We start from the raw sequence: 13,346 nt of genomic DNA on the forward strand, positions 1-13,346 counted from the left end.
GTCAATTTCGTGACGACCGCACAGTCTGCCTGGGGCATCGGCCTGGCCACGATCACCGCTGACGACCAGGTGCTCGACACCTGGTACCCGACCGGCAAGCTGGGGCTCGGCGAGCTGCCGCTGGTCCCCGGGGAGGACCAGGCCGACGTGCTCGACCTGCCGCCCGGCGCGATCGGCGAGCGCGCGCTGTCCGGCCTGCGTACGGTCCAGGTGGTCACCGTGATCGGCTCGCTGGACGACCCGATCAAGGACGCGGCCGACGCGTACCTCCGGTTGCACCTGCTCTCCCACCGCCTGGTGCGGCCCAACGAGCTCAACCTCGACGGCATCTTCGGCAAGCTGGCCAATGTGGCCTGGACCTCGGCCGGGCCCTGCCCGCCGGAGCGGGTCGACGAGCTGCGGGTCATCGAGCGGGCCGCCGGCCGGCACCTGGCCGTCTACGGCGTGGACAAGTTCCCCCGGATGACCGACTACGTGGTCCCCTCCGGCGTGCGGATCGCCGACGCGGACCGGGTCCGGCTCGGCGCCCACCTGGCCGCCGGCACCACCGTCATGCACGAGGGCTTCGTCAACTTCAATGCCGGCACGCTGGGCACCTCGATGGTCGAGGGGCGGATCGTGCAGGGCGTGGTGGTCGGCGACGGCTCCGACATCGGCGGCGGCGCGTCGATCATGGGCACCCTCTCCGGCGGCGGCACCGAGAAGGTGCGCATCGGGGAGCGGAGCCTGGTCGGCGCGAACGCCGGTGTGGGCATCACCCTCGGCGACGACTGCGTGGTGGAGGCCGGCTGCTACATCACCGCCGCCTCGAAGATCAGCCTGCCGGACGGCCGGGTGGTCAAGGCCCGCGACCTCTCCGGGGTGGACGGCCTGCTCTTCTGGCGCAACTCGGTGACCGGCGCGCTGGAGGCGAAGCCGCGCACCGGCCGGGGCATCGAGTTGAACGCGGCGCTGCACGCCAACGACTGACCAGCGACGCGGAACGGGCCGGGGCGCGAGGCCCCGGCCCGTCCGCGTCCGGTCCCGCGGCGCGACGACCACGGACCCGGACGACCGGTTCACCGCAGGCGGTACGCCTGGATGATCCGCTGGGTGACGGTGTTGCCGGCGCCGTCCCGGGCGGCGGCCCGCAGCGAGACGTGGCCGGGGCCGGCCGGGTGCCGGACGGTGGCCGCCCACGCCGTGCCCTGCTTGTGCAGGGCCGCCTTTCGCCAGCTCTTGCCTCCGTCGTAGGAGACCTCGACGGTGAGCGCCGCGACCGGGGACGCCGGCGCGCCGGGCTGGCGTTGCACCGTCACCGGGATGGTGAAGCTCCGGCCGGACGGGGCGCTGCTGTCCACGGCCAGCGGCGGCGCGAAGCGGACCACCATGGCGGGCAGCCGTGCCCAGTCCTCGCCCGGCACGCGCCGGGAGCGGAACGTCCAGCTCGCCGAGACCTCGGTGCTCAGGTCGGTGAAGCCCCGCGTGGCGGAGGTCTCCAGCCGGTAGCTCGCCGCGCCCGGCGGCACCTGGAACTCGCCGTACCCCGCGGCGGGCTGCTCGGCGAGCAGCTTCCCGTTGCGGTAGAGGGCGGTCCGCTCGGTGTCGTTGACCGAGCCCCCGGGGTGGCCGCCGGCGTCGCTGTGCACCGGCAGCGCGACGACGACGGTGTCGCCGTTGCGCGTGATGCCCTGCTCCGGCCAGCGCGGCTGCGGGAACGACGGCCCGTACGGCGCGCTGTTCCAGTCCTCCCGGTAGGTCCGGCCGGCCCGGTACCGGGTGGGCACCGACTCCAGCACCGCCCGCACCTCCAGCCAGCCGTCCTCGCCCCGCTCGCCGAAGTCCAGTTCGGAACTCCACCGGGTGCGGGTCGTGCTGTAGTGCTCGACCCGCTTGCCGGGCACCGGCACGGGCACGACGATCGCCGAGCCGCCGATGTTGTAGTCGGAGTCCGGGAAGACGATCCGCTCGTTCTCCAGCCCCGCGTAGCCGGCCGCGAACCGGTGGGTCACGGTGGCCAGGTCGGCCGGCCGGTAGTGCCGGACGGACCCGGTCGGGAACCGGCCCGGGAACAGCTCGTTGAGGGCGTAGAAGTACGGGCTGCGCTCCGGCGCCGTCGGCTCGGCCCACTGGCTGGCCAGGGCGCCGACGAAGAGCGAGTCGGAGACGCCGCGCCCGAGCTGACCGCTGTAGAGGCCGTCGAAGCTGGACGCCCAGAGCCCGAACCCGTATGAGGTCTCCTCGGTGAACCAGTTGGCCGAGAGGTCGATCAGCAGCGGGGCCGCGCCCCGCTGCGGCACGGTGTACCGGACCGGTTTCGCCCGCCGGGCGTCGAGGGTGAGCCGTTGGTCGCCGCTCACCAGCAGCTCGGGCTGGGCCAGCATGGACACCTCGGTCCAGCCCTCCTCCCCCGGCCGGTAGATCAGGCTGTTCACGCCGTACCGGCCCTTCGGGAGGCGGATCCGTGCCTCGCCGTCCGGGTCGAACACGTCCCGGTACACGAAGCCGTCCAGCCCGATCAGCGTGGTGAAGTAGTCGCCGGTGAGCTTTCCGGCCCGGTCCCGGTGCGTGACGGTCAGGTCGTAGCTCTCCACCTCTCGGTTCACCGCCAGCGGGGTCACCGCGACCGCGTCGCCCCCGCGGGCGACCAGCCGGCCGGTCCAGTAGCCGTCCAGACCGCCGAGCCGGGTGTCCGCGGTGACCGTGACCTGGGCCGTCCCGCCGGCCGGCACGGTGAGCCGGGACGCGCCGAGGGCGAACATGCCGGCCGGGGCGGCGCGCCCGTCCGGGCCGGTGACCTCGGCCGTGAGGTCGAGGGTGAGCGCGCTGCTCCCGCCGTTGCGGTAGGTGATCGTGCGGACGATCGGCTGGTCGTCGCCGTGCGGCCAGGCCGCCAACCCGAACGAGACGCTGGGCGGGTCGGTGGTCACCTGCTCGGTGATCGCGTGGGCCACGTCCACCCGTCCGGCGCCCTGCTGGAAGGCCGTCTGGTCAGGGTGCGGCTTCGCCGCGGCCATCAGCGTCGCCTTGTACCGCCCCGCCGTCCAGCCGGGGTGCTGCTGGGCGAGGAGCGCCGCCGCGCCGGCCACGTGCGGGGTGGCCATCGAGGTGCCGGAGAGGGAGACGTACTTCTCCCCCACCGGGTCGCCGATGGCGCCGTTGGCGGCCCGGGCGGCCACGATCTCGACGCCGGGGGCGGTGATGTCGGGCTTGAGCCCGCCGTCGACCCGCGGCCCCCGGCTGGAGAAGTCGGCCAGGGCGTCGTCCCGGTCGACCGCGCCGACCGCCAGCGCGGCGTCGGCGGTGGCCGGCGAGCCGACCGAGCCGTCGGCGCCGTCGTTGCCGGCGGCCACCACGAAGAGCGTGCCGGTCTGCGCGGTCAGCGTCTCCACCGCCTGCTCCAACGGGTCGACCTCGGGGAAGTCGGCGCCGCTGAGGCTCATGTTGACCACGGTGGCGTGCTTCTCAGCCGCGGCCCACTGCATGCCGGCGAGGATCGCCGACTCGGTGCAGCCCTGGTTCTCGCAGACCTTGCCGGAGAGCAGGGTGGCGTCGGGGGCGACGCCCCGGTACTTCCCGCCGGAGGCGGTCCCGCTGCCCGCGATGATCGAGGCGACGTGGGTGCCGTGCCCGACCATGTCGTCCGACTCGGCCGCCTCGCTGAAGTTGCGCGCGTCGGCGACCTTGCCGGTCAGGTCCGGGTGGCTGAGGTCGACGCCGGTGTCGAGCACCGCGACGCTGACCCCCTTGCCGGTGAAGCCGGCGGCCCAGGCGGTGGGGGCACCGATCTGCGGCACGCTGTGGTCGAGGGTCACCCGCCGCCGGCCGTCCAGCCAGATCCGGTCGACATCCCCCGCCGCGTCGACCCGGGCGCCGGGCCGGTCCGCCGTCACGGCGGCCCAGACCGCTCCGGCATCGGCCTTCGTCGCGACCAGCGCCGCGCCGCCGATGGCCGGCAGGTCGCGGGTCATTCGCGCGCCGGCCATCGGCGCCGCCGCCCGGCGGGCCGACCCGGGCCGGTACGACACCAGCAGTGGCAGCGTGTCCCGCCGGGCGTCGTCGTAGCCGGCGGCGACCAGCCCGGTGACGTCGAACAGCCGCCGGTCGACCCGGCCGGCCCGGACCAGGGGCAGCGCGTCCTGCGGCAGCACGGTCAGGTGGCCGCGTTCCCGGCCGACCAGGAAGCCGATGCCGGCGCGGCCGGCGCCGGGGCGGACCGCCGCCTGGCCGGCGGCGGTGACGGTGACCTGGTCACCGGTGATCAGGGTGACGGTGACCGGCGTGCCGGCGCGGGCGACACGAGCGGGGACGCCGTCCGGGGCCGCCGGCGGGGCGGCGGAGGCCGGCACGGGCACGCCCAGCGCCAGCCCCAGGGTGAGGCCGAGGCCGGCGATTCTTCTTCGGATTCGGCGCAACGTTCCTCCTTGGTGGAGCGTCTTCATCGATGGGGACCCATCGACGGGAACCGTCAGAATTACATACCGCGTATGCAATCGGAAGTCGCCAACCCGACGGAACGGGTACCGCATCCACCGCGGCGCGGGGCATGATCGCCCGGTGAGCGCCATGAGAGACCGCATGCTCGCCGGCGAGCCGTACATCGCCGACGACCCCGAGATCATCGCCGACCTGGACCGGGCCGCCCGGCTCGGCGAACGGTTCAACCGCAGCTCCGCCGACGATCCCGAGGGGCGCCTCGCTGCCCTCCGTGAACTGCTCGGCTCGGTCGGCGAGGACGTCTGGGTCCGGCCGCCGTTCCACTGCGACTACGGCCACCAGATCCACCTCGGGCCGCGCACCTTCGTCAACTTCAACGCGGTCTTCCTGGACGTCGCCCGGATCACCATCGGCGCCGACGTCCAGATCGGACCGAACGTGCAACTGCTCACCGCCACCCACCCTGTCGAGGCGGCGGCCCGGCGGGCCAAGTGGGAGGCGGCCCAGCCGATCACCATCGGCGACAACGTCTGGCTCGGCGGCGGGGTGATCGTGCTGGCCGGCGTGACCATCGGGGCGAACACCGTGGTCGGCGCGGGCGCCGTGGTGACCCGGGACCTACCCGCCAATGTGGTGGCGGTGGGTAACCCTGCCCGTCCGGTGCGGAACCTGGAACAGGCCGCCTGAGCTGCAAAAACGACGCCGCGGCCGGGGTGCGGATTCCGGCCGGAGATTGCACTCTGGGTAGTGGACGGTTCACCCAGGGGGTGCGATGGAACGGGTGCTCGAACTGCGGGTGCACGGAGTGTCGAATGCGGCTATCCCGACGCGGCCGAGTTCACCCGCGAGCGGGCGGTGGTGGCCCGGCTGCTGCGCCGGGCCGTGCCGTCACCCCGGCAGGGGGTCGGCTAACCGGACCACCAGGTCGGCGTGCCCGGCCGTGTCGGCGACCAGCCGGGCGTTGGCCTCGTCGCTGCCCAGCGCCCAGGCGCGGGCCTGCTCCGGCGTCTTCCCGTACGCCTCGTGCCGGGCGGTGAGCCGGCGCACCCGCAGCTCGGCGTCGAGGTCGAGGAACCAGATCTGGTGCAGCAGGGTGCGCACCTCTTCCCACGGCTCGTCGCGCAGCAGCAGGTAGTTGCCCTCGGTCACCACCAGCCGCACCTCGGGCGGCACCTCGATGGCCCCGGCGATCGGCTCCTCGAGGTCGCGGCGGAACGCCGGCGCCCACACCGAGGTCGGCTCCAGCCGGCGCAGCCGACGCAGGGTGGAGACGAAGCCGTTGACGTCGAACGTGTCCGGCGCGCCCTTGCGGGCGTCCCGGCCCAGCCGGACCAGCTCCGCCTGCGCCAGGTGGAAGCCGTCCATCGGCACCAGCCGGGCGGCCGGACCGACCTCGGCGACGATCCGCTCGGCCAGCGTGGACTTGCCCGCCCCGGGCGCGCCGGCGATGCCGAGCAGCTGCCGCGGGCCGTCCCCGGCGAGGGCCCGGGCCCGGGCCACCAGCTCGTCGAGCGGGAGCACCTGCGCGGGCGGCATCAGCCGAGCACCGGTTCGCTGATGGTGAACCGGGCCTCGACGGCCGCCTGCACCGGTTGCGGCTGCGGGTCCAGCTCCAGCTCGGGCGCGGCCTCCGCGGTCCGCGCGAAGCCCGCCTTCGCCAGCATCGGCGGGGCGGCGGCCAGGCCGGTGTCGGCCAGCTCCAGCAGGGCGGTCACCCGGGCGCCGAGCGCCTCGGCGTATTCCCGGGCGCGGGCCAGGGCGTCCGCGATCGCGGCGTGCCGGGCCTCCCGGTACGCCGGGCTGTCCGGCCGCAGCGACCACCACGGGCCGGCCACCTCGACCTGCTCCTGGTCGGCCAGGCGGAGCATCAGCTCGCCGAGCGTGGTGAAGTCGGCCACGGTGACCGTGGTGGCCACGCTGCCGTGGTAGGCGACCACCCGCTCACCCGAGCGCTTCGTCTCCGGCCAGACCCGGAGCTGGCCGGTCTCCCGCCGCTCCACGGCCGGCTCGGCCGAGTCGAGCAGCACCCGCACGGCGGCCGTCCGCTCGGCCAGCCGGGTCAGCGTGGTCTCCCGGTCGCGGTCGCGCGCGGTCGCGGTCACCGTGAACCGGGCCAGCTCGGGGGCGACCTCCCGGTACGCCTCGCCGCGTACCGCCACGACCGGTGCGTCCGCCATGCGCTCAGCCTAGTGGCGGGGTGGCCGGAAGGTGCGCCGTGTAGATGACCGAGCCGCCCGCCACCCGGCAACCGGTCAGGTGGCCGCCGGCCGCGCCCAGCTCCCGCAGGTAGGCCAGCTCCCCGGCGTGGTCGACGGCGGCCGGGAACTCGCGCCGGTGGGCGGTGAACGCCCGGCCACGCAGCGCGGCCCGGGCGGTGCGGCCCTCGGCCAGCCGGCCGGCCAGCTTCCCGGGATCGCCGGCCCGCAGCGCCTCCGCCAACTCGTCGAGGTAGGCCCGGACGGCGTCCAGCTCGGCGAGCACCCGCTCCCGGTTGCCGAGCAGCATGTTCGCGGTCCGCTCGGGCGGGCCGCCGGCGACCCGGGTGCCGTCCGAGAAGCTGCCCGCGGCGAGCGCGAGCACCGCGTCGCGCAGCGCCGAGCGCTGCACCGTCCCGGCCAGCGCCCCGGCGAGCAGGTGCGGCAGGTGCGAGGCGAGCGCGGCGGCGCTGTCGTGCTCCGGGGCGGACATCGGCACCACCCGGGCGTGGAAGACGTCGATGAGCAGCGCGGCGAGCCGCCGGAACGCGGCCATCCCGGTCGGCCCCGGGCAGAGCACCCACGCGGCCCCGTCGAGCAGGGCCGGGGTGGCCGCGTCGAGACCGGCCCGATCGGCGCCGGCCATCGGGTGGCCGGGCACGAACCGGTGCCCGAGCCCCTGGGTGGCGGCCGCGGTGGCCACCTCGGCCTTGGTGCTGCCCACGTCGGTGAGCACGCACCGGTCGTCGGTGACGGCGGCCACCCGGGCCAGCATCCCGGGCAGGGTGGGCAGCGGGCCGGAGAGGAACACCACGTCGCGGCCGGCGACCGCCTCCTCGACGGTGTCCGGCGCCGCGCCGCCCTGCTCCTGCACCCGCCGCCGGGTCGCCGGATCCGGGTCCCAGCCGGCGACGTCGAGCCCGGCGTCGCGGAGCCGCAGCAGCACCGACCCCCCGATCAGGCCGGTGCCGACCACCGCCACGCGTGCCTGCCCGCCGGCCCCGCCCACCATCGGCCCACCTCGGCGTCGCGTCGTCCGGAGCCGGCTCGGCCCCGCTGGAAGTCCCGCCGAGGATACCGTCCGGTGCTCAGCCCTGGCCCTCCATCACCGTCCGCCGCCACCGGGTGAACGCCTCGCCCTCCGCCGGAACGGCCACATGTCCTCGTCCTCCCCCGTGCGCGTCGACGGAGGTCGTAGGGCGGACCGGATGGGCACGGAAGGGGGTTGTCCGAGCAGCGCTCACGTCGTACGGTCCCCCGGCGGCCCAACCGGACGGGCCGGAATCAACGGGGAAAGGAAGCACATGTCCGCCACGTACCGGGCGCTCGCCTCGGTGGTCATGTTGATCGGTTTCTACGTCGTCGCGCTGCTCCAGCTCGCCGCCGTGGCCGCGCTCGGCGTCTGGCTGTTCAGCCACACCAGCGGCCTGGTCACCGGCAAGCTGCTGCTCCCGCTGGTGGTCGCCCTCGGCGCGGTCGGGGTCGGGCTGTGGAAGGCGATCCGCACCAAGAACGAGCCGGCGCCCGGCCTGATCCTGGACGAGCGCGCGGCGCCGTGGCTCTGGGCCACGGTGCGGGAGCTCGCCACGGCGGTCGGCACCCGCGCGCCGGACGAGATTCGGCTGGTGCCGGAGGTGAACGCGGCGGTCGGCGAGCAGAGCCGACTGCTCGGCCTGATCGGCGGCCGGCGCACCCTCTACGTCGGACTGCCGCTGCTCCAGGCCATGCGGGTCGACCAGCTCCGCTCGGTGCTGGCGCACGAACTGGGCCACTACTCGGGCCGGCACACCAGCCTCGGCGGGGTCGCCTACCGGGGCCGGCTGGCCATCGGCGAGACCATCGAGCGGATCAGCCCGCGCAACCCGATCGGCTGGGTCTTCAAGCAGTACGCGAAGCTCTACCTGATGGTCGACAACGCCGCGTCCCGTCGCCAGGAGCTGGAGGCGGACCGCGCGTCGGTGCGGATCGCCGGGCACCAGGCCGCCGCCTCGGCGCTGCGGACCCTGCCCGCCCTCGACGCGGCCTGGCGCTTCTACGAGACCCGGTACGTCGACCCGGGTTGGTCGGTCGGGCTGGCACCGGACGACTTCTTCGGCGGCTTCGGCTATCTCCTTCACGCGCGCCGGGACGAGATCGACGAGCTGCGGGAGAACGCCCCGGAGCGGCCGGAGTCCCGCTGGGACACCCACCCGCCGATCGGTGCACGCGTCGCCGCGATGGACCAGATCCCTCCGGTGCACGTCACGCCGGACGACCGGCCGGCCTGGACCATGCTCGCCGACGTGGTGGGGGCCGGCCGGGCGCTCCAGAGCCTGATCGTCGCGCACGGCTCCCGCCGCCTGCTGCCCTGGCCGCAGTTCATCGCCGAGTCGATCGCCGCCGGCGTGCAGCAGCGGGCGGACCGGATCTACCGGGCGGCCGGCCGGTTCACCGGCACACCGGAGCCGGGCCTGCCCACCGTGCTGGACCTGATCCGCGCCGGCCGGCTCGGTGAGTTCGCCGAGCAGTTCTTCACCAACGCCACCCGCCGGGAGGCGGCGGCCGCCTTCGCCGGCCCGATGGAGACGCTGCTCGACAACGCGGCGGTCCGCTCGGGCCGGGCGTACTGGCAGCTCTCCTGGTCCGAACCCGCCCGGCTGGTCGGTCGCTCCGGCGAGCCGTGGGACCTGGCCGAGATCGCCAAGCTGGCGGTCGCCCCGGAGACCCTGGACGAGGCGCTCGCCCGGCTGGCCGAGCTGGGCGTCGACGTGCGGCAGTCGAGGGTGGTCCAGGCCCGGGCCTCGGCGCGGAACGCCGACCTGATCGCCGCGCTCGCCAACATCAAGATCGACGGCCGGGAGCACGACGTGTACGTGCTGGACAACGGCCTGGTCCTGGTCCCCGACCCGGGGAAGGCGCACGAGGGTGAGAAGCGGCTCAAGGAGGTGCTGAGCGCGACGCCGGTCGCCGAGGTGGCCAGCCGGAACCCGTTCCTGCCGTACGAGGAGATCCGCTCGGTCGAGGTGACGAAGCGGGTGCCGCTGAGGGCGGCCATCACCCTCCACGACGGCCGCACCGTGCAGGTGCAGGAGCTCATGGCCAGCGAGTTCCTGGAGAAGCACAGCCGGGACACGCTGCTGCGGGTGTTCGAGCAGATCAACGACTGACCCGGTCGCGCCGGCCGGCCCTCCTCGGGCCGGCCGGCGCGGCGACGGTGGTCAGGGCTGGGCGAGCCGGCCGGCGACCGCGTCGACGTGCTCGTCGGACTCGGTCAGCGCCACTCGCACGTGCCGGGCCCCGGCCGGGCCGTAGAAGACGCCCGCGGCGACCAGGATGCCCCGGCGGGCCAACCAGTCGACGGTGTCCCAGCAGTCCTCGTCCCGGGTCATCCAGAGATAGAGCCCCGCCTCGGAGTGCTCGACGGTGAAGCCGGCGCCGGTGAACGCCGCGTACAGCTTCTCCCGCCGGACCCGGTAGCGCTCCCGCTGCGCGTCGGCGTGCGGCTGGTCGCCCAGCGCGGCCACCATCGCCGCCTGCACCGGGGCGGGCACGATCATGCCGGCGTGCTTACGGATCTTGAGCAGCTCCGCCACCAGCGCCGGGTCACCGGCCACGAAGCCGGCCCGGTAGCCGGCCAGGTTGGAGCGCTTGGAGAGCGAGTGCACCGCGAGCACGCCCGCGTACGAGCCGCCGCAGACCTCCGGCGAGAGGACCGAGACGGGTTCGGCGTCCCAGCCCAGCGGCAGGTAGCACTCGTCGCTGGCGACCACCGCACCGCGCTCGCGCGCCCAGTCGACCACCTTGCGCAGGTGGCCGGCGGGCAGCACCCGCCCGGTCGGGTTGCCGGGCGAGTTCACCCAGACCAGCCGGACCCGCGGGTCGGGGCCGAGGGCGGTCAGCGACTCGGTGCGTACGGTGGTGGCGCCGGCCAGCCGGGCCCCGTCCTCGTAGGTCGGGTAGGCGACGGAGGGCACCACGACCACGTCGCCGGGGCCGACGCCGAGCAGCGTGGGCAGCCAGGCGACCAGTTCCTTGGAGCCGATCGTGGGCAGCACCCCGAGCCCGTCGACGCCCGCACCGCAGGCGCGGGCCACCCAGGCCGCGATGGCGTCCCGGAGCGCGGGGGTGCCCGCGGTGAGCGGGTAGCCGGGCGCGTCAGAGGCGTCGGCCAGCGCCTGCCGGATCACCGCCGGCACCGGGTCGACCGGCGTGCCCATCGAGAGGTTGATCAGACCGTCCGGGTGCGCCGCGGCCGTCGCGGCCGCGGCGTCCAGGGTGTCCCAGGTGAACTCCGGCAGCCGCGACGAGACCGGCGCGGGCCGGTTCAGTGGCCCTCTTCGCGCGGCGGCTGCGCGGCCACGAAGGTCGCGTCCTTCTCCACCTTGCCGATCTTGGAGGCGCCGCCCGGCGAGCCCAGGTCCTCGAAGAACTCGTAGTTCGCCCCGGTGTAGTCCTTCCACTGCTCCGGAACGTCGTCCTCGTAGAAGATCGCTTCGACCGGGCAGACCGGCTCACAGGCACCACAGTCGACGCACTCGTCGGGGTGGATGTAGAGCATCCGGTTGCCCTCGTAGATGCAGTCGACCGGGCACTCCTCGATGCATGCCTTGTCGAGCACATCCACGCACGGCTCGGCGATGATGTAGGTCACCGGTCTTCTCCTCCGCAAGACTCGTCGCGATCATCCGCGACGGTAAGAGCCTAGTATCTCGCCGGGGAGGGGGTCGATCGTGCTCCGACAGCAGGACGTGGGACACCGGATCGTGGTCCGGCGTATTGTGGGGATTCGCGAAGGCCGGCCGCTCTTCTCCGACGCTCTCGGCGAGCTCGTCGAGCTGAGCGAGACCCACATCACGCTGGCGACCGACCGGGGGCGGCTGCGAGTCCCGGTGGAGCAGGTGCACCGCGCCAAGCGGGTGCCGCCGGCCCGCCGGCCGACGGCCGCCGCCGTGGTCGCCCTGGAGCTGGCCGCCGACGAGGCGTGGCCCGCCCCGGTACGCGGCCGGATCGGCGACTGGCTGCTGCGCAGCGCCGCGGGCTGGACCGGCCGGGCGAACACCGCGCTGCCGATCGGCGACCCGGACCGTCCGCTCCCCGCCGCGCTGGACGCGGTGCAGCGCTGGTACGCCGAGCGCGGCCAGCCCGCCATGGTCAACACCCCGCTGCCGCTGGCTGCCCCGGTCGGCGCCGAGCTGGACGCGCGCGGCTGGACCGCCCGGCCGCCGGTGCTGGTGCAGACCGCGCCGCTCGCCGCGCTCCCCCCGGGCCGCCCGGACCTGCCCCCGGTCGGCCTCTCACCGGCGCCCTCGGCAGAGTGGCTGGCGGTGGCCGCCGGCCGCAAGGGCGGGCTGCCGGACGCCGCCCGGCACGTGCTCACCGCCGTGGACCGGATCCGCTTCGCCCACCTGCACGTCGACGGCCGGCTGCTCGCGGTCGGCCGGGGCACGGTCACCGGCGAGGGGCGCTGGCTCGGCCTCACCCTGATCGAGGTGCTGCCGGAGGCCCGCCGGCGCGGGTTCGCCGGCGGGGTCATCCGGGCGCTGGCCGACTGGGGCCGGGCCGAGGGCGCCACCCACGCCTTCCTGCAGGTGGAGCAGCGCAACACCCCCGCCGTGGCCCTCTACCAGCGGCTCGGCTTCACCACCCACCACACCTACCTAACCCGGGTCGCCCCGGACTGATCAGCCGGCCCGGACGGGCCCCGCCGCACGGCCGGGCTCCGCCTCAGCGACGGACGATCTTGCGCGGCTTGGCCGCCTTCAGCTCGGCGAAGCGCTTGAGCTGGCGCGAACGGTGGTCGCGGCCCAGCGCGGTGAGGATCAGGTAACCGACCAGCACGCCGGCCACGGTGGCCGCGAGGTAGAGCCAGATCTGGGCGAAGAAGAGGCCGGCGCCCCCCTCGAACGGGTTCTCGCCGACCAGCAGCGGGCCGATGAAGACGGTCAGCGCCAGCGCCACGGCCACCGCGACGGCCAGGTCGCCGCTCCAGCGGGCCACCGGCCGGTCCCCGCCCCAGCGGAACGCCGTCCCGGCCAGGATCAGCCCGATCACCAGGAACATCGCCAGCGAGACCCGGCCGGCGGCGGTGTCGTCGTGCGGGTAGGCCAACTTGATGACCAACCGGGCCACCACGTTGACCACGAACAGCGCAGCCGCCAGCACGCCGACCGCACGCCACCGCTGGAACATCGCACGCCTCCCGCCGTACCGCCCGCCTCCATGGTGGGCTCCTGGCAGGAATATCTACCATCGCAACCTGTGCGGCGTCTGCACCCCTCAGCGGCCGGGAGGCGGCACCACCATCTGCCGGAAGCCCAGCACCGCGAAGGTGATCGCCCCCGCCACGATCAGCCCGAGGCCGAGCACGTTGTCGCCGCTGAGCGCGAGATCGCCCTCGACGGTGCGGAAGCCGCCCGCGACGATCACCACGAACCAGGGCAGGGCGGCCAGCGCCGCCGCCCAGCGGGTGCCGACCGCCAGGTGCGCGAACCAGCTCACCAGCACCGTCAGCATCACCACCGCGACGATCCCGCCCACCGCCAGCGAGATGCCGACCAGGGCCTTGCCCGCACCGCCAGGACGGCCCTTGACCACCTCCCAGGCCCAGGTGGCGAAGAGCAGGTCGAGCACCGCGGCGAGCACGCCGGCCCAGACCACCACCACCCCGCCGGCGACGCGCACCGCGAGGTCGACCGCCAGCCCCGACGGCTCGGGCGGCGCGGCGGGCTGCTGCTCGGGGGCGACCGACATGGGTAC

The 13,346-nt window shown here is 74.8% G+C and carries 12 protein-coding genes; 4 read left to right on the plus strand and 8 right to left on the minus strand.

The annotated features are described in order from the left end of the window. The first annotated feature begins 9 nt into the window (after window positions 1-9). The gene (gene dapD, locus AC0OLQ_RS31350) at window positions 10-969 is read left to right on the plus strand and encodes a 2,3,4,5-tetrahydropyridine-2,6-dicarboxylate N-succinyltransferase (protein ID WP_357339027.1); all 960 of its coding nucleotides are present in this window, start codon (window positions 10-12) and stop codon (window positions 967-969) included. Between the two features lie 89 nt (window positions 970-1,058). Here dapD and AC0OLQ_RS31355 read toward each other — a convergent pair whose 3' ends face one another. Beyond that, complete coding sequence (locus AC0OLQ_RS31355) at window positions 1,059-4,421, minus strand: S8 family serine peptidase (protein ID WP_484529180.1); 3,363 nt, start codon at window positions 4,419-4,421, stop codon at window positions 1,059-1,061. A 115-nt stretch (window positions 4,422-4,536) separates the two neighbouring features. Between AC0OLQ_RS31355 and AC0OLQ_RS31360 the strand changes: the two genes are divergently transcribed. After that, window positions 4,537-5,103: a sugar O-acetyltransferase gene (locus tag AC0OLQ_RS31360; RefSeq protein WP_484529181.1), complete on the plus strand. Its 567-nt coding sequence runs from the start codon at window positions 4,537-4,539 to the stop codon at window positions 5,101-5,103. 201 nt (window positions 5,104-5,304) lie between these two features. Here the strand turns inward: AC0OLQ_RS31360 and AC0OLQ_RS31365 are convergent, their stop codons facing one another. Genes AC0OLQ_RS31365 through AC0OLQ_RS31375 form a run of 3 tightly spaced genes read right to left on the minus strand, consistent with a single transcriptional unit; the run spans window position 5,305 to window position 7,623 of the window. Further along, window positions 5,305-5,952: a nucleoside/nucleotide kinase family protein gene (locus AC0OLQ_RS31365; RefSeq protein ID WP_484529182.1), complete on the minus strand. Its 648-nt coding sequence runs from the start codon at window positions 5,950-5,952 to the stop codon at window positions 5,305-5,307. After that, complete coding sequence (locus AC0OLQ_RS31370) at window positions 5,952-6,593, minus strand: SIMPL domain-containing protein (protein WP_484529183.1); 642 nt, start codon at window positions 6,591-6,593, stop codon at window positions 5,952-5,954. The genes AC0OLQ_RS31365 and AC0OLQ_RS31370 overlap by 1 nt, the downstream gene beginning before the upstream one ends. Window positions 6,594-6,597: 4 nt before the next feature. Further along, complete coding sequence (locus AC0OLQ_RS31375; RefSeq protein WP_484529184.1) at window positions 6,598-7,623, minus strand: prephenate dehydrogenase; 1,026 nt, start codon at window positions 7,621-7,623, stop codon at window positions 6,598-6,600. A gap of 292 nt (window positions 7,624-7,915) precedes the next feature. Here AC0OLQ_RS31375 and AC0OLQ_RS31380 point away from each other — a divergent pair, with 292 nt between their 5' ends. Further along, complete coding sequence (locus tag AC0OLQ_RS31380) at window positions 7,916-9,757, plus strand: M48 family metallopeptidase (RefSeq protein WP_484529185.1); 1,842 nt, start codon at window positions 7,916-7,918, stop codon at window positions 9,755-9,757. A 51-nt stretch (window positions 9,758-9,808) separates the two neighbouring features. Here AC0OLQ_RS31380 and dapC read toward each other — a convergent pair whose 3' ends face one another. Together dapC and fdxA are read right to left on the minus strand one after the other, a co-directional pair. Further along, the gene (dapC, locus tag AC0OLQ_RS31385) at window positions 9,809-10,918 is read right to left on the minus strand and encodes a succinyldiaminopimelate transaminase (protein ID WP_484532487.1); all 1,110 of its coding nucleotides are present in this window, start codon (window positions 10,916-10,918) and stop codon (window positions 9,809-9,811) included. After that, the gene (fdxA, locus tag AC0OLQ_RS31390; RefSeq protein WP_157745852.1) at window positions 10,915-11,241 is read right to left on the minus strand and encodes a ferredoxin; all 327 of its coding nucleotides are present in this window, start codon (window positions 11,239-11,241) and stop codon (window positions 10,915-10,917) included. The genes dapC and fdxA overlap by 4 nt, the downstream gene beginning before the upstream one ends. A gap of 79 nt (window positions 11,242-11,320) precedes the next feature. Between fdxA and AC0OLQ_RS31395 the strand changes: the two genes are divergently transcribed. Further along, window positions 11,321-12,271, plus strand: coding sequence for a GNAT family N-acetyltransferase (locus AC0OLQ_RS31395; RefSeq protein ID WP_484529186.1), 951 nt, complete (start codon window positions 11,321-11,323; stop codon window positions 12,269-12,271). 43 nt (window positions 12,272-12,314) lie between these two features. Here the strand turns inward: AC0OLQ_RS31395 and AC0OLQ_RS31400 are convergent, their stop codons facing one another. Both AC0OLQ_RS31400 and AC0OLQ_RS31405 read right to left on the minus strand, forming a co-directional pair. Beyond that, window positions 12,315-12,779, minus strand: coding sequence for a hypothetical protein (locus tag AC0OLQ_RS31400; RefSeq protein WP_357339011.1), 465 nt, complete (start codon window positions 12,777-12,779; stop codon window positions 12,315-12,317). Window positions 12,780-12,866: 87 nt separating this feature from the next. Further along, complete coding sequence (locus tag AC0OLQ_RS31405) at window positions 12,867-13,340, minus strand: hypothetical protein (RefSeq protein WP_484532488.1); 474 nt, start codon at window positions 13,338-13,340, stop codon at window positions 12,867-12,869. Between the last annotated feature and the right edge of the window lie 6 nt (window positions 13,341-13,346).

Source organism: Micromonospora sp. Utrum1 (assembly GCF_057197805.1).

Coding starts and splice junctions, on each gene's coding strand:
- AC0OLQ_RS31380 (WP_484529185.1), top strand. CDS start 7,916: ATGTCCGCCACGTACCGGGCGCTCGCCTCGGTGGTCATGTTGATCGGT.
- AC0OLQ_RS31370 (WP_484529183.1), bottom strand. CDS start 6,593: ATGGCGGACGCACCGGTCGTGGCGGTACGCGGCGAGGCGTACCGGGAG.
- AC0OLQ_RS31365 (WP_484529182.1), bottom strand. CDS start 5,952: ATGCCGCCCGCGCAGGTGCTCCCGCTCGACGAGCTGGTGGCCCGGGCC.
- AC0OLQ_RS31400 (WP_357339011.1), bottom strand. CDS start 12,779: ATGTTCCAGCGGTGGCGTGCGGTCGGCGTGCTGGCGGCTGCGCTGTTC.
- AC0OLQ_RS31405 (WP_484532488.1), bottom strand. CDS start 13,340: ATGTCGGTCGCCCCCGAGCAGCAGCCCGCCGCGCCGCCCGAGCCGTCG.
- AC0OLQ_RS31355 (WP_484529180.1), bottom strand. CDS start 4,421: ATGAAGACGCTCCACCAAGGAGGAACGTTGCGCCGAATCCGAAGAAGA.
- AC0OLQ_RS31375 (WP_484529184.1), bottom strand. CDS start 7,623: ATGGTGGGCGGGGCCGGCGGGCAGGCACGCGTGGCGGTGGTCGGCACC.